The organism is uncultured Clostridium sp. (assembly GCF_947036855.1).
Taxonomy (GTDB): domain Bacteria; phylum Bacillota; class Clostridia; order Clostridiales; family Clostridiaceae; genus Sarcina.
Map to the genome: position 1 here is coordinate 1 of NZ_CAMQRY010000028.1, position 21,741 is coordinate 21,741.

The window sequence follows — 21,741 nt, forward strand, 5'->3', positions numbered from 1 at the left end:
ATAACCACCGCAGGATTTTAAGTCCTGTGCGTCTGCCAGTTCCGCCACTTCGGCACATCAATGTGTCTTGTTCTTAACGACAAGGATTATTATATCTAAAATATCTAACTATGTCAACACTTTAGAGGAACTTTTTTTCTTTTTTTTAATTTCCCCTATAATCTATTGAAATTACTAGCTTTATAGATAAAAAAATAATCCAAGAATTACTTAAAATCTTGGATTAATAAAAATTTCATATAAAATTATGTTCTTTTTCTTGCTCTTGGCTCTTGGTTCTTTTTGACATCTTGCATTCTTTCTTCGCTGTCTTTCATAAACTTAGACATGATATCTTCAAAGTTTTCCTTCTTAGGTCTACTATTTCTCATATCTCTATCTCTATTTCTAAAACCATTTCCGCCTTGGTTATTACTTCTTTCATAACCATTATTATTGTTATTTTCTTTTCTGCTCCAATCTACTTCCGCAGGTCTTGCAGATCTTGGTCTTGGTGGCATTGCTTGTTTGATTGATAAACTTATTTTTCCTTTATCATCAGTACCAAGTACTTTAACCTTAACTTCATCATTTTCTTTAAGATGCTCTCTGATATCTTTAACAAAAGATGCCGCAACTTCTGAAATGTGAACTAATCCAGTTTCTCCTCCAACCTCTACAAACGCTCCAAAGTTTGTTATGTTTACTACTTTACCTTCTAAAATGCTTCCTGTTTCTAAGGCCATATTAAAAGAATCCTCCTTAAATATTAAATAAATTATATATATTATTTTAAAAATAATATTTATATGATAACTGCTAATCTATTAATCAACAACTACTGTCTCACCTTTTTTAATCATTCCAAGTCTTTCTCGAGCTAATCTTTCGATATATTCATCAGTCTTAGAATCATCAAATTCATTTGTTAAGTCTTTATTCTCTTGAGTTAAATTCTCTAGCTTGCTTTCTATTTCCTTCTTTTCATCATTCAATCTTCGTTTTGTGATTTCTTGATTCATTAAAGTCCCTGCACATAAAATGCTAACACCGACTAGAGCTATACGTTTTACATTTAACTTCATCTTCATAAACTCACCCCTTAGTCATAATGACTATATGTATATTTTAAACACTATATGCCACTAATTCAAGGGATTTATTTTATTTAGTAAATATATTTTTAAATATATATCTTAAATTTTTGCTAAGAATCCTAATAATCCTATAAACAAAAATAGCTAGTAAATTTTCAAGCTTAAAAATCTTACTAGAAAATACCAGTAAATAGAATGTAAGCCCAACTCCTATTAGCATATAAATATACATATTTAAATATGCATTATTAAAATATAGTAGGAATAAAAATATTGTCATTCCACATAATATCCAAAACAAAACATCTTCTATTATAGTAATTAATTTATGCGAATCACTACCTCTAACAACCCTATATGAATCAAATAAAAAACCTATTAAAACCCCTGCAACTATAGAAAATATAACTATTCTCAGTTGAATATCTATTGATGCAATCATAGTTTTTCTCTACCTTTGCGGTTAAATAAATTTAATTTCCTTTTAGCCTTTTTGCTAGAATAAACAATAGACTTTATCATACCTAAAATAACTATATCACCATTTTGAACATCTAATTTATTAACTTTCAAACTAGTTCCTGTTATATTAAGTCCTCCTAGTTTGGTATTTAAACTAATTTGTTCTTCATCAAAACTTATTACATCTAACACTCCAGTTAAAATAATTTTTTTTCTATCTTCTAATGAAATGCTACTTTTTTTATTTTCTAAAATTATTTTATTATTACTATCCATAATTCCTCCCTACTTAAAAACTCATCAAATTAAAATTAATTCAATATATAATTCTTGTTAGATTATATGTTTTATAAGTATGGTTTATGTTTAGCATTTTATTAATACTAATTATCAAATTTTAGAAAACTAAAAAGATTTTACTCTTTATCTTCTTCACCTTCAAGAATTTCATACATATGCTGAGCATCTTCTTTTTTAACATGCTCTGCAATATTTATTATTCTAGCTTTTAAAGTTCTGTTTCCAAATAATATTTCTATAACATCTCCATCTGTAACTTTTGTAGATGGCTTTGCTACTTTATCATTAATCTTAACTCTATCACTAGCACACGCTTCTTTTGCTACTGTTCTTCTTTTTATTATTCTAGAAACTTTTAAGTATTTATCTAATCTCATATTCATATTATTTTCTCCTTACATCCATTTTTTATTGTAACATCTATAAAACTTCTTTATATAAAAATATAACTTCAATATAATAATTTTATATTTTTGTATTCAAAAAAACCCGAGATAACTCGGGTTTTACTGACAAGTAATAAATTATTTATTAACTCTTTCCTTGAACTCTTTTCCAGCTTTGAAAACTGGAGCTTTAGAAGCTGCTATTTGTATAACTTCTTTAGTTCTTGGGTTTCTTCCTTCTCTAGCTGCTCTTTCTCTTGTTTCAAATGTTCCAAATCCAACTAATTGAACTTTTTCACCATTTTCAAGAGCTGTTTGAACGCTCTCAATGAAAGATTTTAATGCTAATTCAGCATCTTTCTTTGTTAAATTACTTATTTCAGCCATGCTTGCGATTAATTCTGCTTTATTCACTTTTACATCCTCCTTGAATTGAGTAATTTACTCTTAAGTATATCACTGCAATTTTATACTGCAATATATATTATAATATTATATATTTACCCTTTTGTATAGTACCTATCGTACTATTTATCCCATTTAGTTAACTTTTTTTACTCTTAAATAGTTTTTTTTTACAATTTAAGGTAAAGTTAATGTTTTCCTACAAATTTCAACCTAATTTTCAAATTTCTTAGACTCTTCCCAAATTTCATCCATCTCTGCTAAACTCACCTGTTCTAAATCTCTTCCTTTTGAAATTGCTAAGTTTTCAATTTTAGAAAATCTTGTAATAAATTTTAATATAGTCTTCTCTAATGCTTCTTCACAGTCGACTGATAATAACCTTCCAACATTTACTGCTGAAAAAATTAAATCACCTACTTCCTCTTCTATTCTTGACCGTTTATCTGAGTTATATACATTTTTTATCTCATTTAATTCCTCAATTACCTTTTTCATAGCTTCTCCTACATTTTCAAAATCAAATCCAACCCTCGCAGCTTTCTTTTGAATTTTTTTTGCTTTAACTAAACTTGGTAATGCATTTGCTACAGCTTTCATTTCATCTGTTAAAGTTTCAAACCCTTTTTCTTCTTTTTTTACAACATCCCAGTTTTCTAAAACTTCACTTGCTGTATCTAATTTTATATCCTTAAACACATGTGGATGTCTAAAAATCATTTTCTTACAAATCCCTGATATTACATCATCTATATTAAACTCTCCATCTTCTTTTCCTATTGAGGCATGGAACACTACATGTAAAAGTATATCCCCAAGTTCTTCTTCTAATCCAAATAAGTCTTTTTTCTCAATAGCATCAATAACTTCATAAGCTTCTTCAAGTAAATCACGCTTTATACTATCATGAGTTTGAACCATGTCCCATGGACACCCCTCCTTACTTCTAAGTTTATCTATAATATCCAATAAATCTTTAAAGTCATACTTAGCATTTAAATCTTTCTTCACATAAACATATGTTGTATGGTCTAAATCTTCCTGCCAATCTAATTCATAGAGCTTTATATCCCTTAAAATGAGTTCTCCTGTGTTTTGATTAACTTTCATACAAACTATACCTGTTTCATCATCAAAGCTATCAAGTAACTTTATTTTAACTTCTGAAGCTATAAGTGAATTATAAACCTGTGTTATAAACAAATCTTCTCGCTTACTTATAATTTTATCTTTTATATCAAAAGCATCAATAATTTTAAATCCATCACTTGGGTCTATCTCTAACTTTTCAATAGCTAAATCAATAAAACTAGTTGATGAAATTATTTCATAATCTATTCCTTTTTCTTTGCATAACTCAATAATATTTATTACTGATTTTTCTGCAACAAGTGGATGTCCTGGAACTGCATATAAAACATCACCAAACTCATTATTTTTATTTATTATATCCTCAGCTATAAAATCATATAATATCTTAAATAAATCTGAACTATTATACTCCTCATCATAAGAGATAAAGCTTACGCCTTCTTTTTCTAGCTCTTTAACTGTATAAAATTCCTTTGTCCTAACATAAACTCTCTCAAAAAATTTTATTTCTTTGTAAGCTCTTACTGTTAATGAATCTATATTCCCAGTACCTAGTCCTACTATTTTTATCATTTGCACACAACTCCTATCTAATAAACTTCTTATACCTAAATATACTAAAAGAAAAAAGATATTTCTATAAAATCATATAAAAATATCTTTCTTCTAATTTGAAATATTAAATTTTACTTTTGAGTGTTTCATAATCTAAAACTTTTAAAAATAAAATAAGTCCTATATATACAATTCCACCTAAACTTATAGATACAAGGCAAGCTATTGCAACACTACCTATGATATCAACAAGTAAAAGAAAACTTCCAAGCGCTACTATAATCATGATAATAGCTGCTAAAAATGGTTTAAATAATATATCATTCCACTTCACTTTATATTTCGTATAATATTTAAGATATGACATATTTAAAACTGTTATAACTCCAAAGGCTATTACACTTGCAATAACGGCTCCATCTATATTTATATTTGGAATTGGAACTAAAAATACTGTTAAAACAAGCTTTAAAATTGACCCAATAATCATATTTATAACAGGTATTTTCATTTTTCCCATACCCTGAAGTATTGATGTTGTTATCTGAATTAAAACTAAAAATGGAATACTAAGAGATAAATATCTAAGTATATCTGCCCCACCATCATTCCCTGGAAAAATAGTTGCCATTATAGGCTCTGCTAGAAAAAACATCCCAAAAGCACATGGAAAAGCTACTACAAATGAAAACTTAAGGGACATACCAATATTATTGCTAAGTTCTTTAAAATTTCTTAGTGCATTACTTGATGCTATTGTTGGTACTAAAGCACTTCCCATAGCAACTGCTAGAGTTAAAGGAATATGAACTAATGCTGTTGCTTTACCTGTTAACTGTGAAAATAATATTGTTGCTTCCTGACTAGAAAATCCAGCCTCAAGTAGTTTTTTAGGTACAACTCCAGAATCTATAACACCCATAATACTAATAACTCCTGCACCAATTGCAATTGGAAGTGTCGCTAAAATTATCTTTTTAGTTAAGCTCACTGTTGAACTTTTGCTCTTAAACTTTTTCTTTGGTTTAAGCTTTGAAAATTTATATATTAAGTATATTGATGCAACAGCTCCACCTGCTGAAGCTCCTAGAACTGCACCACCTGCTGCATACTCAATACCCTTTGGAATCAACATATATGCAAGTCCAACTCCTACAATAACTCTACCAAGTTGCTCTAAAAATTGTGATATTGCAGTTTCATTCATATTCTTATACCCTTGAAAATATCCCCTAATAGGGTTTACTATAGCTACAAAAATAGGTGCAATACTTATTGCAAGAAGAGAATATAAAACTTTACTATCCCAACCAAATCCCTTAATAATAATATCCTTAAACATAAATATAGCTACTCCACCTAAAATAGCAATTATAATCAAAAGGCTTGTACTTATTTTAACAAGCTTTACATTATCACACTCTCTACCTGTATCATTATTTTCTGATATAAGTTTTGATAAAGCTATTGGAATCCCTCCAGCTATTGCTATAAAAACAGAAAATATAGGGAAAACCATTTGGTAGTATCCCATTCCCTCATCACCCATCATCATAACAAGTGGCCACCTAAAGAATAGCCCTAAAAACTTACTTACTATACCCATTCCAGCTAAAATCAAGCCACCTTGTATAAAGGTTTGCTTTTTCATATAAAAATACCTCCAAACTTTAAATACTAATACTTATTACTATTTAAAATTAAGAGGTATTATTACAAAATTTATGTATACCTGTGGTTTTACATATAATTTTAAAGTTAATTATTATTGCTCCATTTGTTTTCCTAAAAAGGCTGCTGCTGTTTCAACAAGTTTTTTCTCAACTTCTCCAAAAGATTTAATATCATTTGAAAACATAATAACAGTTCCAATTGCATCACCCTCTGATATGATTGGTGCTACAGCTTGTGCAGTATACTTACCTTCTGTTCTATCATCTTGGAATAAAGGTTCAACTTTTGCAGTTCCCTCTCCAAGTAGAACAACTTTTCTGTTATCCATAATTCTTTCAAGTTCATCACTTATCTTTTTATCAACATAGTCTTTTTTTGCCACTCCAGCAACTGATATAAACATATCATTATCTGATATTACAATATTATGCCCTGTAGCTTGATTTAAAGCTTCTGCATATTCCTTTGAAAAATCTGTAAGTTCTCCAATAGGTGAATACTTTTTAAGAATTACTCCACCCTCTCTGTCTGTAAATATTTCTAAAGGGTCCCCTTCTCTAATTCTAAGAGTTCTTCTGATTTCCTTTGGTATAACAACTCTTCCTAAATCATCTATACGTCTTACAATTCCTGTTGCCTTCATAATATATCTGCCTCCTCAAACTTAATCTTTTGTTTAGGTTTACATCTATAGTATTTTTCATATTTAAAATTTTATACACTTTGGTTATATTTATCTTTAATTCCTCTTAAATATAGAGATTTGAAATATTTATCTTTTTACCTTAACCCTCTTTAACTCTAACTTTACTAGCCATAAATACAAAAAAGCTACTCGAAAAATTATTTCGAGTAGCTTTTTATTTAAATATTAATTACTTAGTTGCTGGTTCTTCTGTTTTAGGAGCTACAGGTACTGCATATCCTAATTTATTAGTTAAAACTTCTGCATCAGCAGCTTTTTTCCACTCATCAAGCTTAACTGTAAATGCTTGTTGTTGCTTTTGACCATAAAGTTGATTAACTAAAGCATCACCTTTATTAACATCAGCAAATGGTTCTACTACATTATCTTTATTAACTTGTGATACAAATATAAAGTTATATGCACTATAAGTACTTGTTTTTGAATTAACAACTTCTGAAATATCTCCAGCTGCTTTTAATCCTTTAACAGCAGTCATAAATTCTGGAACAAGCTGAGTATCTGAATATTTAACATAGCCTAAGCTTCCACCTGTATTCTTTGTATTATCTGAATTATTTTCAGATGCTAATTTACTAAATACTGCCAATTTATCTTTAACGTCTGTCATACCTTTAGTTTTTTCAAGATATTCTGTTCTTAAAGCTTCTGTTTTTTCTTTTGAAGCTGTAACAATTTGATAAACATCTGCTCCTGCTTCTTTTGTAAACTGAGCTTTGTTTTCATTGTAATAACTTTGTGCTTCTGCCTCTGTTACCTTAGGCACTGCATCTATTACTGTATTAATTACTTTTTGCTCTGGATAATTTTTCTCTATTTCTTTCTTTAACTCTGCTTTAAATCCAGCTTCATCTTTATATGGACTTGATTTTAAAGCTTCATTAAATGCTGCTGTTCCTTTTGCTTTATCATTTCCTGCTTTCTGTATAAATTCATTTATTTGCCCATTATACATTTTATCTACTTCTGCACTTATTTCAGCATCTGTTACTGTTATCTTTTGTGCTGTAACTTGTTGCTTTATAATATCTTGTTCAATTAAAGTATTTACTGCTTTTTCTCTTGCTTGTATTATAGTCTTTTTAACATCTGGATTATCCATTGGATTCCCCTGAATCTGACTTGATATCATACCATACAATTGTTCCATCTGTGGTTGTATTTGGGCTATTGTAATATCAGTTTCCCCCACTTTACCTATAACAGTCTTCTGAATTGCTTCTGGAGTTTTTTGAATCATCCCACTTCCAATTGCAGCTCCAGCTATTATAGCTACAACTATGGCAACCCCTACTATTCTCTTAACATTTTTCATGAATTTACCTCTCTTCTTTTTTTACTTAACATAGTTAATCATAAGTATAGCAATATTCCAATACTTTTTCAATTTACTTTTTACCTTTTAATTTTTTAATAACAACATCATCTAAAAGTTCTTTTAAAGTCTGCATAATAAACTCTTTTCTTTCTTCTGTTATCCTATAAGAAAAACTTGGTTTATCACCAAAATTAAATAAAATATGCTTCTTATATTTTTTAATTATATCCACAAAAATTTTCTTATCAGTTCTTTCTCTACTTTGGAATTCAAAAATAATTTCATTTTTTCTTTCCTTAACTTCTTCTATATCAAGAATTTTAGCCTTGCTTTTTATATATGCTATATCCATAAGATTTTCAACTGGCTTTGGAATATTTGAGTATCTATCCTTAAGCTCACTTTTAACATAATTATAATCATCTTCATTTTCAATTGCAGCAATCTTTTTATACACTTCAATTTTTTGAATTTCATCCTCAATATAATTTGAAGGAATATATGCATCAATTTTAATATCAACTGTTGTTTCAACAGGTTCATTATCAATTTCACCTTTAATAAGTTTTATAGTATCCTCAAGCATCCTACAATATAAATCATACCCAACACTAGCCATATGCCCATGTTGTGATGCTCCCATCATACTACCAGCCCCTCTTATCTCAAGGTCCCTCATAGCTATCTTAAATCCTGAACCAAGCTCTGTAAAATCTTTTAAAGCTTTAAGTCTTTTCTCTGCAACTTCAGTTAAAACTTTATCTTTTCTATAAACAAAATAGGCATAAGCAACTCTATTACTTCTACCAACTCTACCTCTTAACTGATATAACTGTGAAAGTCCCATCTTATCAGCATCATGAACTATAAGTGTATTAACATTAGGCATATCAATACCAGTTTCAATAATAGAAGTACAAACTAAAACATTTGCTTCTTTATTCATAAAATCAACAAGCTCTGTTTCAAGTTCTTTTTCATTCATTTGACCATGTATAACTCTAGGTATACATTCTGGAACAAGTTCTTTGATATAAGCTGCCATAACTTGAATGCTCTCTACTCTGTTATAAACAAAGAATACCTGTCCGCCTCTATTTATTTCTCTAAGAATGGCATCTCTTAAAAGCTGGTCATTTTGCTCAACTACATATGTCTGAATAGGATATCTATCCTCAGGAGGAGTTTCTATAACTGAAATACTCCTAACTCCTGTAAGCGACATATGAAGCGTTCTAGGAATAGGTGTTGCACTAAGAGTTAAAACATCAATGTTTTTCTTAACATTTTTAATTTTCTCTTTTTGAGTAACTCCAAATCTCTGCTCCTCATCAACAACTAAAAGACCTAAATCTTTAAATCCAATATCTTTAGAAACAAGTCTATGAGTTCCTATTAGTATATCTACATTTCCCTCTTTTAAAGTTTTTAAAGTTTGATTTTGATCTTTTCTAGATTTAAATCTACTTATTACATCAATCTTTACTGGGAAACTAGCAAACCTTTTTTTAAATGTATTATAATGTTGGTCTGCTAAAATAGTTGTAGGAACTAAAAATGCTACTTGTTTTCCATCCATAACAGCTTTAAATGCTGCTCTTACAGCTACTTCTGTCTTTCCATATCCAACATCACCACAAAGTAGTCTATCCATTGGTTTATCAGACTCCATATCCTCTTTAATCTCTTCTAGAGAAGTTAACTGGTCTGGAGTTTCATTATATGGGAATTCATCTTCAAATTGCTTTTGCCAAGTAGTGTCTTTTGAATACTTAAATCCTTTAATAGATTCTCTTGCTGCATAAAGCTTAACAAGTTCCTCTGCAATATCATTAATAGACTTTCTAGCCTTAGCTTTTGCTTTTTGCCACTCTGCCCCACCAAGTTTACTAACCTTAGGTAATTTACCCTCAGACCCAACATATTTTTGAACCAAATCAAGCTGTTCAACTGGTAAATATAGCTTATCACCTTTTTGATATTCAATATCTAAATAATCTCTTTTATTTCCAGCAACCTCAATTTGTTTTATCCCTTTATAAACACCAATTCCACTATTAACGTGAACAACATAATCACCTGGTTTTAACTCACCAAAGCTTTTAATCTTTGCCATACCTTTTTGTTTCTTAACACTTTTCTTCTTACTTCTTTTCCCCTCACCAAATGCATCCTTATCAGAAATAATACAAATCTTAAGTTCACTAAAATCAAATCCATTTATTTGATTTCCAAAAGTAACAACTACCTCACAAGACTTTAATTCATCAATAGAATCTTTATAAGAACATTCAATATCTCTAAGTTTTAAAGCCTCAACAAGCCTTTCACCTCTAGTTCTAGTTCCTGATAAAATAACTGTTTTATAGCCATTCTTCTTTTTATCTATAATTTCTTCAACAAGCAAATCAAAATTACCTTGATATCTAGGTAACGTTAATTGTTTAAAAGTAAAATTCTCTCTAGCTTTTAAAAACTTTAAATTTTTCTCAAGTGAATTTAAAAGTATACAATCATTAGCTATAAACTCATTTTCTAAAGTTTCCTTGCTAATCATAAGTCTACTTTGACTTGGAAGTATATCTCCTCTTTCTAAAAATGCTTTATAATTCTCTGAAAACTCATATAAAACACTATCAATTTTCCCACTCGCTCTCTCTGATTCATCAATAACAAAAAGATAATCTTCAAGATAGTCAAATAAACTTGATGGTTTATCAAATAAGAAAGGTATATAACTTTCTATTGTTTCAAAACTCCAAGTTTCTTTTAAATTCTCTATATTTTTTTTCACTGTCTTATTAAGCTTTTCAACTAATTCACTTTTTTCAGAATTTTTATCTATAAACTCTTTAAGTTCATTCTCAATTGAATTAACTGCTTTATCTAAAATCTCTTTACTTAAAACAATTTCTTTAGCTGGAAATATATCTGCTTTATCCCGTCTTTCTATACTTCTTTGTGAATCAATGTTAAAAGTTCTAATAGAATCAACTTCATCACCAAAAAGCTCAATTCTAAAAGGAAGGCTACTGCATGGTGGATATAAATCAAGTATTCCACCTCTTACTGCAAATTCACCTTTACCCTCTACAACTTGAACTCTTTCATAACCTGATTCAACAAGTTTTTGAACTATTTCATTTATATTAATTTCTTGTTCCTCAAAAATACTAAAACTATACTGCTTATATAAATCTAATGGAGTATAAAAAGCAACAAAAGATTCAATAGATGTAACTATAATCTTCTTTCTATCCTTATTTTCCAAAATTTCTTTTATAACCTTAAGTCTAGCCCACCTTAAATCTCCTGAAATAGCATCTATATTATAGAAAACTATCTCCTTAGCTGGAAAATAATGAACATCTAAAGTATAAAGACTTAAATCTTCATATAAATCTTTAGCCTCCATATCACTTCCCGTAACTATAACCATAGATCTATCTTCTTTTAAGAAAATAGAATTTATCATAAATGCTCTTCCTGAATCACTAAGTCCATTCACTTCAAATGGAAATTTTCTATCCTCAAGATAATTTGATAACTCTTTAAAACTATTGTTTTCTATCAAAGGATCCATAAGTCCTTTTAGTCTCATTAATCAACACCCCACTTATAAAATAAAACCTTACTTATCAATACATGTACCATTAAATTTATTCATAGAACTTTTTACATCCGTCTTAATCATTTCCTCTATTGCACTTACAACAACAGGCATAACACCTGATATATGTGCATAATCATCTTTTGGGAATTTTCCTAAAACATGTGAAACTAAATCATGCTCTGGTGCTCCAACACCAACTTTAACTCTTGGAAAAACATCTGAACCAAAATTTTGAATAATACTCTTTATACCATTATGTCCACCAGCACTACCTTTTTCTCTAATTCTAAGTCTACCAATATCCATACTTATATCATCATAAATAACAACCATATCATCAACTGTTAATTTATAAAACTTCATGAATTGAATTATACTATCACCACTAAGATTCATAAAAGTTTGAGGTTTTAATAAAATAACCTTCTCACCTTTTATATTTCCTTCTCCATAAAGTCCTTTAAATTTTGTCCTATTTATATCAATGCTATACTCCTTAGAAATATAGTCAACCATATCAAACCCTATATTATGTCTTGTTCTATCATATTGTTTACCAGTGTTACCTAGTCCTACTATTAAAAACATCCTTCATCCTCCATATTATAAAAAATACAAATAAATTATACCAATAATAATTAATTATGTATAATATATAAAAAAATAACCTGCTAGAACTAGCAAGTTATTCCTTTATTAAATTTTCTCTATCTTAAGATATTTTTTATCATCCCACTTATCAAGTGTAAATTCAAAAACAACACCATTTCCATCATCCGAGTTTTTACACCAAACTTCTTGCTTATGATTAGTTATAATATTCATAACTATTGAAAGCCCAAGACCAGTGCTATATTTATTAGTTCTTGATTTATCGGCTTTATAGAATCTCTCCCAGACCTGTCTTAACTGGTCTTCAGTTAATTGATGACTATCATTATAAATCGAAACTATAATCTTATCATCTTTAGCTTTTGTTGAGATTTTAATCTTTCCGCCTTCAATACAATATTTAATAGCATTATCTGTTAAATTAGTCGCTACTTGCATAAGTTTATCCTTATCAGCAACAGCTAACAAATCTTCAGAAGCTAAATCTATATCAACAGATAACTTTTTATCAGTTACTTTTGGCTCTAGATTAATAATAGCAGTCCTCATAACTTCATTCATTTCTACTTTAGTAAAATTAAAAGTTAATTTACCAGCTTGCATAGCTGATATATCAAGTAAATCACTAATAAGTCTTGTAAGTCTTTCAATCTCATCAGATACCTTTCCTAAATAGAAATGTTCCTTATCAGGTGGTATAATTCCATCTAAAATACCCGCAATAAATCCTTTTATTGAAGTCATAGGTGATCTAAGCTCATGAGATACATTAGAAATAAACTCTCTTCTGTTCATCTCAGTTTTTTCAATAGATTCTGCCATATAGTTAAAGTTCCTTGCAAGTTCACCAAGTTCATCATCTGACTTTATGTCAACTCGATTCGCAACTTCACCATTTGCAATTTTTCTTGAAACCTTATTAACCTCTTCAATAGGATTAATTATAAACTTATCAGAAACTGCATAAATAACGATACTTAAAATTATGAGTGTTAAAATTACAAAGAACCATATGATAGAATATATCTGCTTTAAAGCAAGTTTCATCTGATCAAGTGGAGTCTTAACAATCATAACCCCTTCAAACTTATTCTTATAAATAAGTTTTTTACTATAAACATTATAATCCCCAGTATTATAATCTAAAGTATCATTACTCAATATACTTTTACCATCTAAATCTACTATTTTTTGTAGCTTATAACTATTATTATTCTTATTAGATACGGCAAATACAACACCCTTAGTGTCAGTTAAAATTACATCTGCATTTAAAAATTCTTGGCTAAACTGTAACACAGCATTAAGCTCATGTAAATTAGTACCCTTAGCATCTCTATATGAAGTCATAGACTGATTAACAAGGCTCGAAACCTCATTGATTTTTTCAACCCTACTACTACAATAGTAATCCTTAACAGTTGCAGATAAAATAAAAGCGATTATGGCAAAAATAACTCCTATAATTGCCATAACGCTTAAAAGAAGTTTTGGAACTAAACTATGAGTCCTAACCTTCTTATTTAATTTCAAACTTGTATCCTACACCCCAAACTGTTTCTAATTGCCAATTTTCGCCTTTAGTTAACTTTTCTCTTAATCTTTTTATATGAACATCTACAGTTCTTGAATCACCTGGGTAATCATATCCCCAAACTTCACAAAGTAATTGCTCTCTAGTAAATACCTTGTTTTTATTATTAGCTAAGTAATATAATAATTCAAACTCTTTAGGTGGCATTTTAACTTCTTCATCTCTATAAGTAACTTTATATGAGTTTGTATCTACAATAAGACCTGGGAATGTTAAAACATCCTCATCAGTTTTATCTACTGAATATCTTCTCATTACTGCCTTTACTCTAGCCATAACTTCTTTTGGTTCAAATGGTTTTACAATATAGTCATCAGCCCCTATTTCTAATGCTAACACTTTATCAAAAACTTCTCCCTTAGCTGTAAGCATAACTACTGGTGTATTTCCCTCTCTTCTTATCCACTTAAGTACCTCTACCCCGTCAATACCTGGTAACATAACGTCAAGTAAAACTAAATTAGGCTTGTAAGTTGAAAATACTTCTTCTGCCGACTTACCATCGTTAACAACCTTTACATCGTAATTTGCACTTTCTAAGTACATCTTAAGTACTTGGCATATATTTTCATCATCATCTACTACTAATATTTTCCCTATTAAACTATCCATTTTTACACACTCCTAATCTAATTTTAAACAATCTATACTGTTCATATTTGTAACTATTCTGTATACTATTTTAACAATTTATCATTTTTTCTAATTATACCACAAATTTCACCAAATTTGTTATAAAAAAAAACACCTAAACTCTTAAATAAGATTAGATGTTTCAAAATTTAACTAATTTTTATTTAATTAAATTTAAATTATATAAATCTAATTAATAATTACTTATTTTTTCTTTTAAAATATACTGATTAACAGAACTCTTCAAATAATTTACTCAATGGTTCATCATCGTATATTCTCTCAATTGCATTAGCAAGAAGTGGTGCTACTGATAATGACTTAAACTTCTCTAAATCATCTCTTTCTGGTAATTTCACAGTATTAAGCATAACTAATTGTTCTATTGCTGAACTGTTAATTCTATCAATAGCTGGTCCTGAAAGGACACCATGAGTACAACAAGCGTAAATATGAGTCGCCCCTAAATCTTTTAATGCATTAGCTGCATTAGTTATAGTTCCTGCTGTATCAATCATATCATCTATTAATATACAAACTTTTCCTCTTATATCACCTATGATATTCATTATTTCTGAAACATTTGCCTTAGGTCTTCTCTTATCTATAATAGCTATTGGTGCATGTAATTTATCAGCAAATTTTCTAGCTCTTGTAACAGAACCTAAATCTGGTGAAACAACAACAACATCATCTCTATCTGCAAGTTTCATTTCATTTACAAAATAATTAGCAAGTATTGGTGAACCTAGCATATGATCAACTGGTATATCAAAGTATCCTTGAATTTGAGCTGCATGTAAGTCCATTGTAAGAACTCTATCTGCACCAGCTGCTGTTAATAAATCAGCAACTAATTTAGCTGTTATTGGATCTCTTGATTTTACTTTTCTATCTTGTCTTGCGTATCCATAATATGGTATAACTGCTGTTATTCTTCCTGCAGATGCTCTTTTAAATGCATCTATCATGATTAATAACTCCATAAGGTTATTATTAACTGGACTACATGTTGATTGAACGATAAATACATCGCAACCTCTTACAGTTTCATTAATATCTACTGATATTTCTCCATCACTAAAAGTACCTACTGTTGATTTACCTAAAGGTAAACCTATAGTATCTGCAATTCTTTGTGCTAACTCAGGATGTGAGTTACCAGTAAAAATCTTGATATTTTTTAACTGATTTTCCATATGTCGTGAAGACCTCCTTAAAATAATCCCATTTTACATTTGTATATATATATAAAAGAAATTTTACTTTCTTTTTCTATCAACCCAACCTTCAATATTAGTTTGTCTAGCTCTTGCAATCGCAAGTGAACCTTCAGAAACTTTCTTAGTAATAGTTGATCCTGCAGCAATATAACTATTATCTGCAACTTCAACTGGTGATACTAAATTACTATTGCATCCTATAAATGCATTATCTCCAACTATAGTTTTATTTTTATTTACTCCATCATAGTTAACAACTACTGTACCACAACCGAAATTACAAGATTCTCCAACCTGTGCATCTCCAATATAAGTTAAATGAGATACTTTTGTGTTATTCCCTATGCTAGATTTCTTAATTTCAACAAAATCTCCAATTTTAACATGGTTTCCAATGTTAGAATCAGGTCTAATATAAGCAAAAGGACCAACTGCTGTATCATCTCCAACAGTACTTTGTGTTATAACAGAACTCTCAATAGTAGTTCTATCACCTATAACAGAATTGTTAATTCTTGAGTTTTGATATAAAATACAATCCTCTCCAATTTTAGTATTACCCTCTAAAATTACATTTGGATATATTATAGTATCTTGACCAATTTCAACATCAAGACCTATATAAGTTGAATTTTCATCAATTAATGTAACACCATTATCAAGATGTTTTCTATTGATTCTTTTTCTTAAAATATTTTCAACTATTGATAATTCTGCTCTTGAATTAACACCTATTGTTTCTTCAAAATTAGTTATCATAGCTCCAATTTTCTTACCTTCTGACTTTAAAATACCGATAACATCAGTTAAATAGTATTCACCTTGAACATTATCATTCGACAATTTATCTAAAGATTCTAAAAGACTTTCAATATCAAAACAATACATACCTGCATTAATTTCTGAAACCTTTAACTCATTCTCTGAACAATCTTTATGCTCAACAATTCTATCAACTGATTCATTTCCCCTTATAATCCTTCCATATCCTGTAGGATTATCAATTACTGAAGTTAATAAAGTTGCATAATTCTTTTCATTAATATGCATATTTATTAAATTCCTAACAGTATCTTCTTTTATTAAAGGAGCATCTCCTGTAAATATAGCAACAACACCTGATTTTCCTTTTAGAAAATCCTTTGTGCAAATTACTGCATGACCAGTACCTAACTGTTCTTCCTGTAATGAATAAGAGACTTTTCTTGATGATGTTCGCTCTTTTACAAGCTCAGCACCCTTCCCTATTATTACATTTACTTCCTCTAATTCTGCAGCTCTCATAGTATCAATGACATGGTTAACCATCTCTTTACCACAAGCCTTGTGTAAAACTTTAGGAAGTTTAGATTTTATTCTAGTTCCTTGTCCTGCTGCTAATATTATAGCACATTTATTCATTGTTTCACCTCTTTAAAGTATAATTATTAAAATAGTCTATACTAATTATATTTATCTACGACTTAATTTCATTCGTATTTCTATACTAATTATATTTTAAAGTACCCCGTATTTCAAGATGCTACTTATATTTTCACAGTAAAAATCCGAACAAAAAATAAAAGATGAAAAGAAGCATCGCTCCCTTTCACCTTTTTACCTTATAATACTTCTTCAGTTTTTGTAACTTCTTCAGCTTTTATAACTTCTTCATATTTTCCAAGAATTGCACTTTGGATTTGTTCTCTTGTCTCTGTGTTAATTGGGTGAGCTATATCCTTGAATTCACCATCTGGTGTCTTTCTACTTGGCATAGCTATAAATAACCCACTTTGTCCCTCTATAACCTTAATATCATGAACCACGAATTGCTCATTAAATGTTACAGATACAATAGCTTTCATTTTACCTTCTGAAGCTATCTTTCTAATTCTTACATCAGTAATTTGCATTGACCACACCTCCAGTTGTTATGTTAATTAATAAATTCTATTTTTTCTCTCTAATTCCTTTTTTTTCTAAAAGAATTTAAAGTTTATTAAAAAAATTCATTCTTTGTAAACAACATATGCAGTTAATCAATATCTTAAAACTAAATAATATCCTCTGTTAAATTCTTTGAAGGGATAATTTTTATTCCCCCTTCTTCTAATTGAACAACATCAACTAAAGAAATATAATCTTTTGCAAGTTTATTAGCTGCTATTTTATTATCAACAAGAACTCCTATTCCAACAAGTTCTGAATCAAATTCCTTTAATAGGTCAATTATTCCTTTAGCAGTTCCGCCACCTCTCATAAAATCGTCAATAAATATACATTTGCTTCCATTTCTAAGCGCTTTTTTAGATAAACACATTTGTTGAATTCTTCCTGAAGTTCCTGAAACATAATTTATAGATAAAGTTGAACCTTCCGTAACTTTACTATCTCGTCTTGCTACAACCATTTTAACCCCTAGATTTTTAGCTACCTCATAAGCTAATGGGATTCCTTTTGTTTCAACTGTAACTATGTAATCAACTAATGTCTTTTTATAAAATGATGCAAGTATAACTCCCGCTTTTACAATTATATCTGGATCAAACATTAAATCTGTAACATATATAAATTGACTTGCTACAAGTCTATTAGTAGCACTCATTACATCACATAATTCATCTATAAATTGATTTCTTTCTACAATTCCCATATTAGGTACAAACTTAATTCCACCTGCTGCACCAGCTATCGTTTCAATAGTTCCCATATCTTTTTTTTCTAAACTCTCTCTAATTATAAAGATATCTTCACTTATAGTTGATTTAGCTGCATTTAAAAGTTCTGAAAATCTATTTAAACCTATTATTTTATTTGGATTCTCCATAAGTACTTTTGTTATAATCGACACTCTACTATTTCTACTTAACTTTTCCATTTACAATCACCTTCATTTTAAACTTTCATTTATATTTTATACGAATAATATATACGAATTATATTAATAATAATTCGTTCATTATTCATATTCTATTCAATATTCCAACTAATATCAATGTTTATTCAAAAATTTAACTATTTTTTTCTTTTTTTTTTTAATTAATGTGTGAAATTAGATAATTCTGTATATAATTAAGTATATACAAAAAAGGAGATGATTACTTTGTCTTTTGACTTAAAAAAAGATATCAATAAAAAAATCCACCTTATAGGAATCGGTGGTGTTAGTATGAGTGGTCTTGCCGCTATACTATTAAATGCTGGATATAAAGTTTCTGGTTCTGATTCAAAAGAATCTGAACTAACAGATAGACTTAAAAATAACGGTGCAGAAATCTACATAGGACATAATGCAGATAACATTAAAAATATTGACCTAGTAGTGTACACAGCAGCAATTCCAAATGATAATCCTGAAATTGTTAAAGCAAAAGAAATTGGTGCTATTCTTATGGATAGAGCAGAATTTTTAGGATATTTATTAAAATCACATAAATTAAATGTAGCTGTATCTGGTACTCATGGAAAAACAACAACAACTTCTATGATTGCTCATGTAACTCTTACAGGAGAACTTGACCCAACAATTTTAGTTGGTGGAGATTTAGATATTATAAATGGTAATTTTAGAGTTGGTAGTAGTGACCACTTTATAACTGAAGCTTGTGAATATAAAAAAAGCTTCTTAAGATTCCATCCATTTATAGGTATTATATTAAATATTGATGCTGATCACCTAGATTTTTATAAAGATATAAATGAAATTGAAGATACTTTCCTAGAATTTGCACAGCTTATTCCAGAAGATGGTCAGTTAATTGGTAATGCTGATGATGCTAGAGTTAGAAATATCCTTTCACAATGTAAATGTAAAACTATCGCTTATGGTGTAGAAAATGGAAATCTAAGAGCTAAGAACATTACTTTTGATAAAAGAGGCTGTGGAAGTTTTGATATTGAATTCAATAATGAAAAACTTTTCTCTGTTTCATTAAATGTTCCTGGTATGCACAATGTATCAAATTCACTTGCTGCTATCGCTGTTGGTTTAAGATTTGATATAAATCATGATTTAATAGTTAAAGGAATAGAATCTTTTGGTGGAGCTCACAAAAGATTTGAATATAAAGGTGTTAAAAATGATATAACAGTAGTTGATGACTATGCTCACCATCCTGTTGAAATTAAAGCAACTTTAGAAACTGCAAGAAAAATGGATGTGAATAGAACAATAGCTATATTCCAACCACACACATATACAAGAACAAAAACATTATTTGATGATTTTGCTACTTGTTTTGGTGAGTCTGATGAACTTGTTCTTATGGATATCTATGCTGCAAGAGAAAAAGATACTGGTCTTGTAAATTCAGTAGAACTTGGTGATGCTATAAGAGAAACTGGTGTTAAATGTATAAATGTTCATTCTCATGAAGAAGCTTTAAAATATGTTGAATCAATTCTTACTTCTGGTGATTTACTTATGACTATCGGAGCTGGAGATGTAGTTAAGGTAGGAGAAATGTTCCTAGAAGATTAATAATCATAAAAAAACTAGCAAATGCTAGTTTTTTTTATTTTATTAAAATTTCACAAAAAATTAAATAATTAAATATACATCCTTTTTTAGATTTGATAAATTATTAACATATAGCTAATTTTATTAATACACTTATTGTTTTTTTGTCTTTTTATACACTTTTTAATGAATACATACGTTTGCATATAAAAAATTATAATGATATGATTAAATTAACAATAAATTTATATTTCTAGTGCTGTATTTCGTGTAAGCGTTTAACAGCCTGACTATAATACATTCATGATTATTTTTAAAAACCAATAATTACTTTATATTACGAAAAAATGACAATATTTACATTGTATTTTTTTCCTTTCATAATTATAATTAACTTAATTATTTATTGAGGAATTTTGACATTTTGTCTAGATTTTTGCTCAAATTTTATTTTATTAATTAAGTAAAATTAAATTTAGTAATTATTGTTGAATAAATTTAAAGGTAATCTAATTAAACTGATATTCTTTTATTAGTTAGTTTTTATAAAATTAACTAAAGTTTATATAATAAATTTAGAGGTGATTAGATATGGATTTATCAACAAAAATTAAAGTAGCTGCAGATTATATTTTAGAAAAATCAAATTACAAGCCTGAACTAGCGTTAATACTTGGATCAGGACTTGGAGCAATAGCTGACACTATTGAGGATGCTGAATATTATAACTATTCAGAAATACCTGGATTCCCAGTTTCAACAGTTGAAGGTCATGCTGGTAGACTTGTTATAGGTAAATTAGAAGGAAAAGTTGTTGTAGCAATGCAAGGAAGATTCCATTACTATGAAGGATACAACATGCAGGAAGTTACATTCCCAGTTAGGGTTATGAAACTTATCGGATGTGAAAAACTTATAGTAACAAATGCTGCTGGAGCAGTTAATGCAAATTACACTCCTGGAGATTTAATGATTATAACAGACCACATTAACTTCGCAGGTGCTAACCCACTTATTGGAAGAAACTTAAATGAATTCGGAACAAGATTCCCTGATATGTCAGATGCTTATGATAAAGCATTAAGAAGTAAAGTGAAAAAGATAGCTAGTGATCTTGGAATGGAACTTAGAGAAGGAGTATACGCTATGTTCAGTGGGCCAACTTATGAAACACCTGCTGAAATCAGAATGGCTAGAACTTTCGGTGCTGATGCTGTTGGGATGTCAACAGTTCCTGAAGTTATAATAGCTAAGCATAGTGGACTTCAAGTTGTCGGTATATCATGCATGACTAATATGGCTGCTGGTATCCTTGACCAACCTTTAAACCATGAAGAGGTTATGGAAACTTCTGAAAAAGTTAGAGCTAACTTTATCAAATTAATGCAAAATATAATCAAAAATCTTTAAGATTAGAATGTTTTAGTTAATAGAACTATCCTCAATTATGAGGATAGTTCTATTTTTTTATTCAATAAATAAAAACTTAAGACAAAGGGGATAAATAATGGATAGATTTACAGGGGTTTTAGGGATTATAGCTATTTTAGGTGTTGCATACATTTTTTCAGAAAATAAGAAAAAAATTAATTGGCGTTTAGTTGCTACAGGGTTAGTGTTACAAGTTTTATTTGCGTTATTTGTTTTAAAAACT

The 21,741-nt window shown here is 29.1% G+C and carries 21 protein-coding genes; 3 read left to right on the forward strand and 18 right to left on the reverse strand.

The window, feature by feature from the left end:
- Positions 1-245: 245 nt before the first annotated feature.
- The 18 genes from Q0V15_RS04735 to purR form a co-directional block, all read right to left on the reverse strand.
- A complete protein-coding gene (locus Q0V15_RS04735; protein WP_297436522.1) occupies positions 246-725 on the reverse strand; it encodes a S1 RNA-binding domain-containing protein in 480 nt (159 codons plus the stop codon).
- 81 nt (positions 726-806) lie between these two features.
- Positions 807-1,070 (reverse strand): septum formation initiator family protein, encoded by a 264-nt coding sequence (locus Q0V15_RS04740; protein ID WP_297436524.1) that lies wholly within the window; start codon positions 1,068-1,070, stop codon positions 807-809.
- Between the two features lie 73 nt (positions 1,071-1,143).
- Complete coding sequence (yabQ, locus tag Q0V15_RS04745; protein WP_297436526.1) at positions 1,144-1,518, reverse strand: spore cortex biosynthesis protein YabQ; 375 nt, start codon at positions 1,516-1,518, stop codon at positions 1,144-1,146.
- Complete coding sequence (gene yabP, locus Q0V15_RS04750; protein WP_297436528.1) at positions 1,515-1,814, reverse strand: sporulation protein YabP; 300 nt, start codon at positions 1,812-1,814, stop codon at positions 1,515-1,517. The genes yabQ and yabP overlap by 4 nt, the downstream gene beginning before the upstream one ends.
- 140 nt (positions 1,815-1,954) lie before the next feature.
- The gene (locus tag Q0V15_RS04755) at positions 1,955-2,215 is read right to left on the reverse strand and encodes an RNA-binding S4 domain-containing protein (protein ID WP_297436558.1); all 261 of its coding nucleotides are present in this window, start codon (positions 2,213-2,215) and stop codon (positions 1,955-1,957) included.
- 147 nt (positions 2,216-2,362) lie between these two features.
- On the reverse strand, positions 2,363-2,638 hold the full coding sequence (locus Q0V15_RS04760; protein WP_367173766.1) for an HU family DNA-binding protein: 276 nt from the start codon (positions 2,636-2,638) through the stop codon (positions 2,363-2,365).
- Between the two features lie 204 nt (positions 2,639-2,842).
- The gene (gene mazG / locus Q0V15_RS04765; protein ID WP_297436530.1) at positions 2,843-4,294 is read right to left on the reverse strand and encodes a nucleoside triphosphate pyrophosphohydrolase; all 1,452 of its coding nucleotides are present in this window, start codon (positions 4,292-4,294) and stop codon (positions 2,843-2,845) included.
- 106 nt (positions 4,295-4,400) lie between these two features.
- Positions 4,401-5,927: a polysaccharide biosynthesis protein gene (locus Q0V15_RS04770; RefSeq protein WP_297436532.1), complete on the reverse strand. Its 1,527-nt coding sequence runs from the start codon at positions 5,925-5,927 to the stop codon at positions 4,401-4,403.
- A gap of 114 nt (positions 5,928-6,041) precedes the next feature.
- Positions 6,042-6,593 (reverse strand): stage V sporulation protein T, encoded by a 552-nt coding sequence (gene spoVT, locus Q0V15_RS04775; protein WP_297436535.1) that lies wholly within the window; start codon positions 6,591-6,593, stop codon positions 6,042-6,044.
- A gap of 232 nt (positions 6,594-6,825) precedes the next feature.
- Positions 6,826-7,971: a SurA N-terminal domain-containing protein gene (locus Q0V15_RS04780; RefSeq protein WP_297436537.1), complete on the reverse strand. Its 1,146-nt coding sequence runs from the start codon at positions 7,969-7,971 to the stop codon at positions 6,826-6,828.
- Between the two features lie 73 nt (positions 7,972-8,044).
- A complete protein-coding gene (mfd, locus tag Q0V15_RS04785) occupies positions 8,045-11,575 on the reverse strand; it encodes a transcription-repair coupling factor (protein WP_297436539.1) in 3,531 nt (1,176 codons plus the stop codon).
- Positions 11,576-11,605: 30 nt separating this feature from the next.
- Entirely contained in the window at positions 11,606-12,175 is a 570-nt protein-coding gene (gene pth / locus Q0V15_RS04790) for an aminoacyl-tRNA hydrolase (RefSeq protein WP_297436541.1), read from the reverse strand.
- A 108-nt stretch (positions 12,176-12,283) separates the two neighbouring features.
- Positions 12,284-13,732: a sensor histidine kinase gene (locus tag Q0V15_RS04795; RefSeq protein ID WP_297436543.1), complete on the reverse strand. Its 1,449-nt coding sequence runs from the start codon at positions 13,730-13,732 to the stop codon at positions 12,284-12,286.
- Positions 13,719-14,405, reverse strand: coding sequence for a response regulator transcription factor (locus Q0V15_RS04800; protein WP_297436545.1), 687 nt, complete (start codon positions 14,403-14,405; stop codon positions 13,719-13,721). Before Q0V15_RS04800 ends, Q0V15_RS04795 begins: the two co-directional genes overlap by 14 nt.
- A 251-nt stretch (positions 14,406-14,656) precedes the next feature.
- A complete protein-coding gene (locus Q0V15_RS04805) occupies positions 14,657-15,625 on the reverse strand; it encodes a ribose-phosphate diphosphokinase (RefSeq protein ID WP_297436547.1) in 969 nt (322 codons plus the stop codon).
- A 63-nt stretch (positions 15,626-15,688) separates the two neighbouring features.
- The gene (gene glmU, locus Q0V15_RS04810; protein ID WP_297436549.1) at positions 15,689-17,050 is read right to left on the reverse strand and encodes a bifunctional UDP-N-acetylglucosamine diphosphorylase/glucosamine-1-phosphate N-acetyltransferase GlmU; all 1,362 of its coding nucleotides are present in this window, start codon (positions 17,048-17,050) and stop codon (positions 15,689-15,691) included.
- Positions 17,051-17,250: 200 nt separating this feature from the next.
- Positions 17,251-17,541, reverse strand: a complete 291-nt coding sequence (gene spoVG / locus Q0V15_RS04815) for a septation regulator SpoVG (RefSeq protein ID WP_297436551.1) — start codon at positions 17,539-17,541, stop codon at positions 17,251-17,253.
- Between the two features lie 140 nt (positions 17,542-17,681).
- Positions 17,682-18,506: a pur operon repressor gene (purR, locus tag Q0V15_RS04820; protein WP_297436553.1), complete on the reverse strand. Its 825-nt coding sequence runs from the start codon at positions 18,504-18,506 to the stop codon at positions 17,682-17,684.
- A 225-nt stretch (positions 18,507-18,731) separates the two neighbouring features.
- On the opposite strand from purR, the gene murC reads away from it, so the two are divergent.
- The 3 genes from murC to Q0V15_RS04835 all read left to right on the forward strand — a co-directional run.
- The gene (gene murC / locus Q0V15_RS04825) at positions 18,732-20,108 is read left to right on the forward strand and encodes a UDP-N-acetylmuramate--L-alanine ligase (protein ID WP_297436555.1); all 1,377 of its coding nucleotides are present in this window, start codon (positions 18,732-18,734) and stop codon (positions 20,106-20,108) included.
- 570 nt (positions 20,109-20,678) lie between these two features.
- Positions 20,679-21,497: a purine-nucleoside phosphorylase gene (locus tag Q0V15_RS04830; protein ID WP_297436556.1), complete on the forward strand. Its 819-nt coding sequence runs from the start codon at positions 20,679-20,681 to the stop codon at positions 21,495-21,497.
- Positions 21,498-21,594: 97 nt separating this feature from the next.
- A partial coding sequence (locus Q0V15_RS04835; RefSeq protein ID WP_297436562.1) for a Na+ dependent nucleoside transporter N-terminal domain-containing protein occupies positions 21,595-21,741 on the forward strand: 147 nt, incomplete at its 3' end.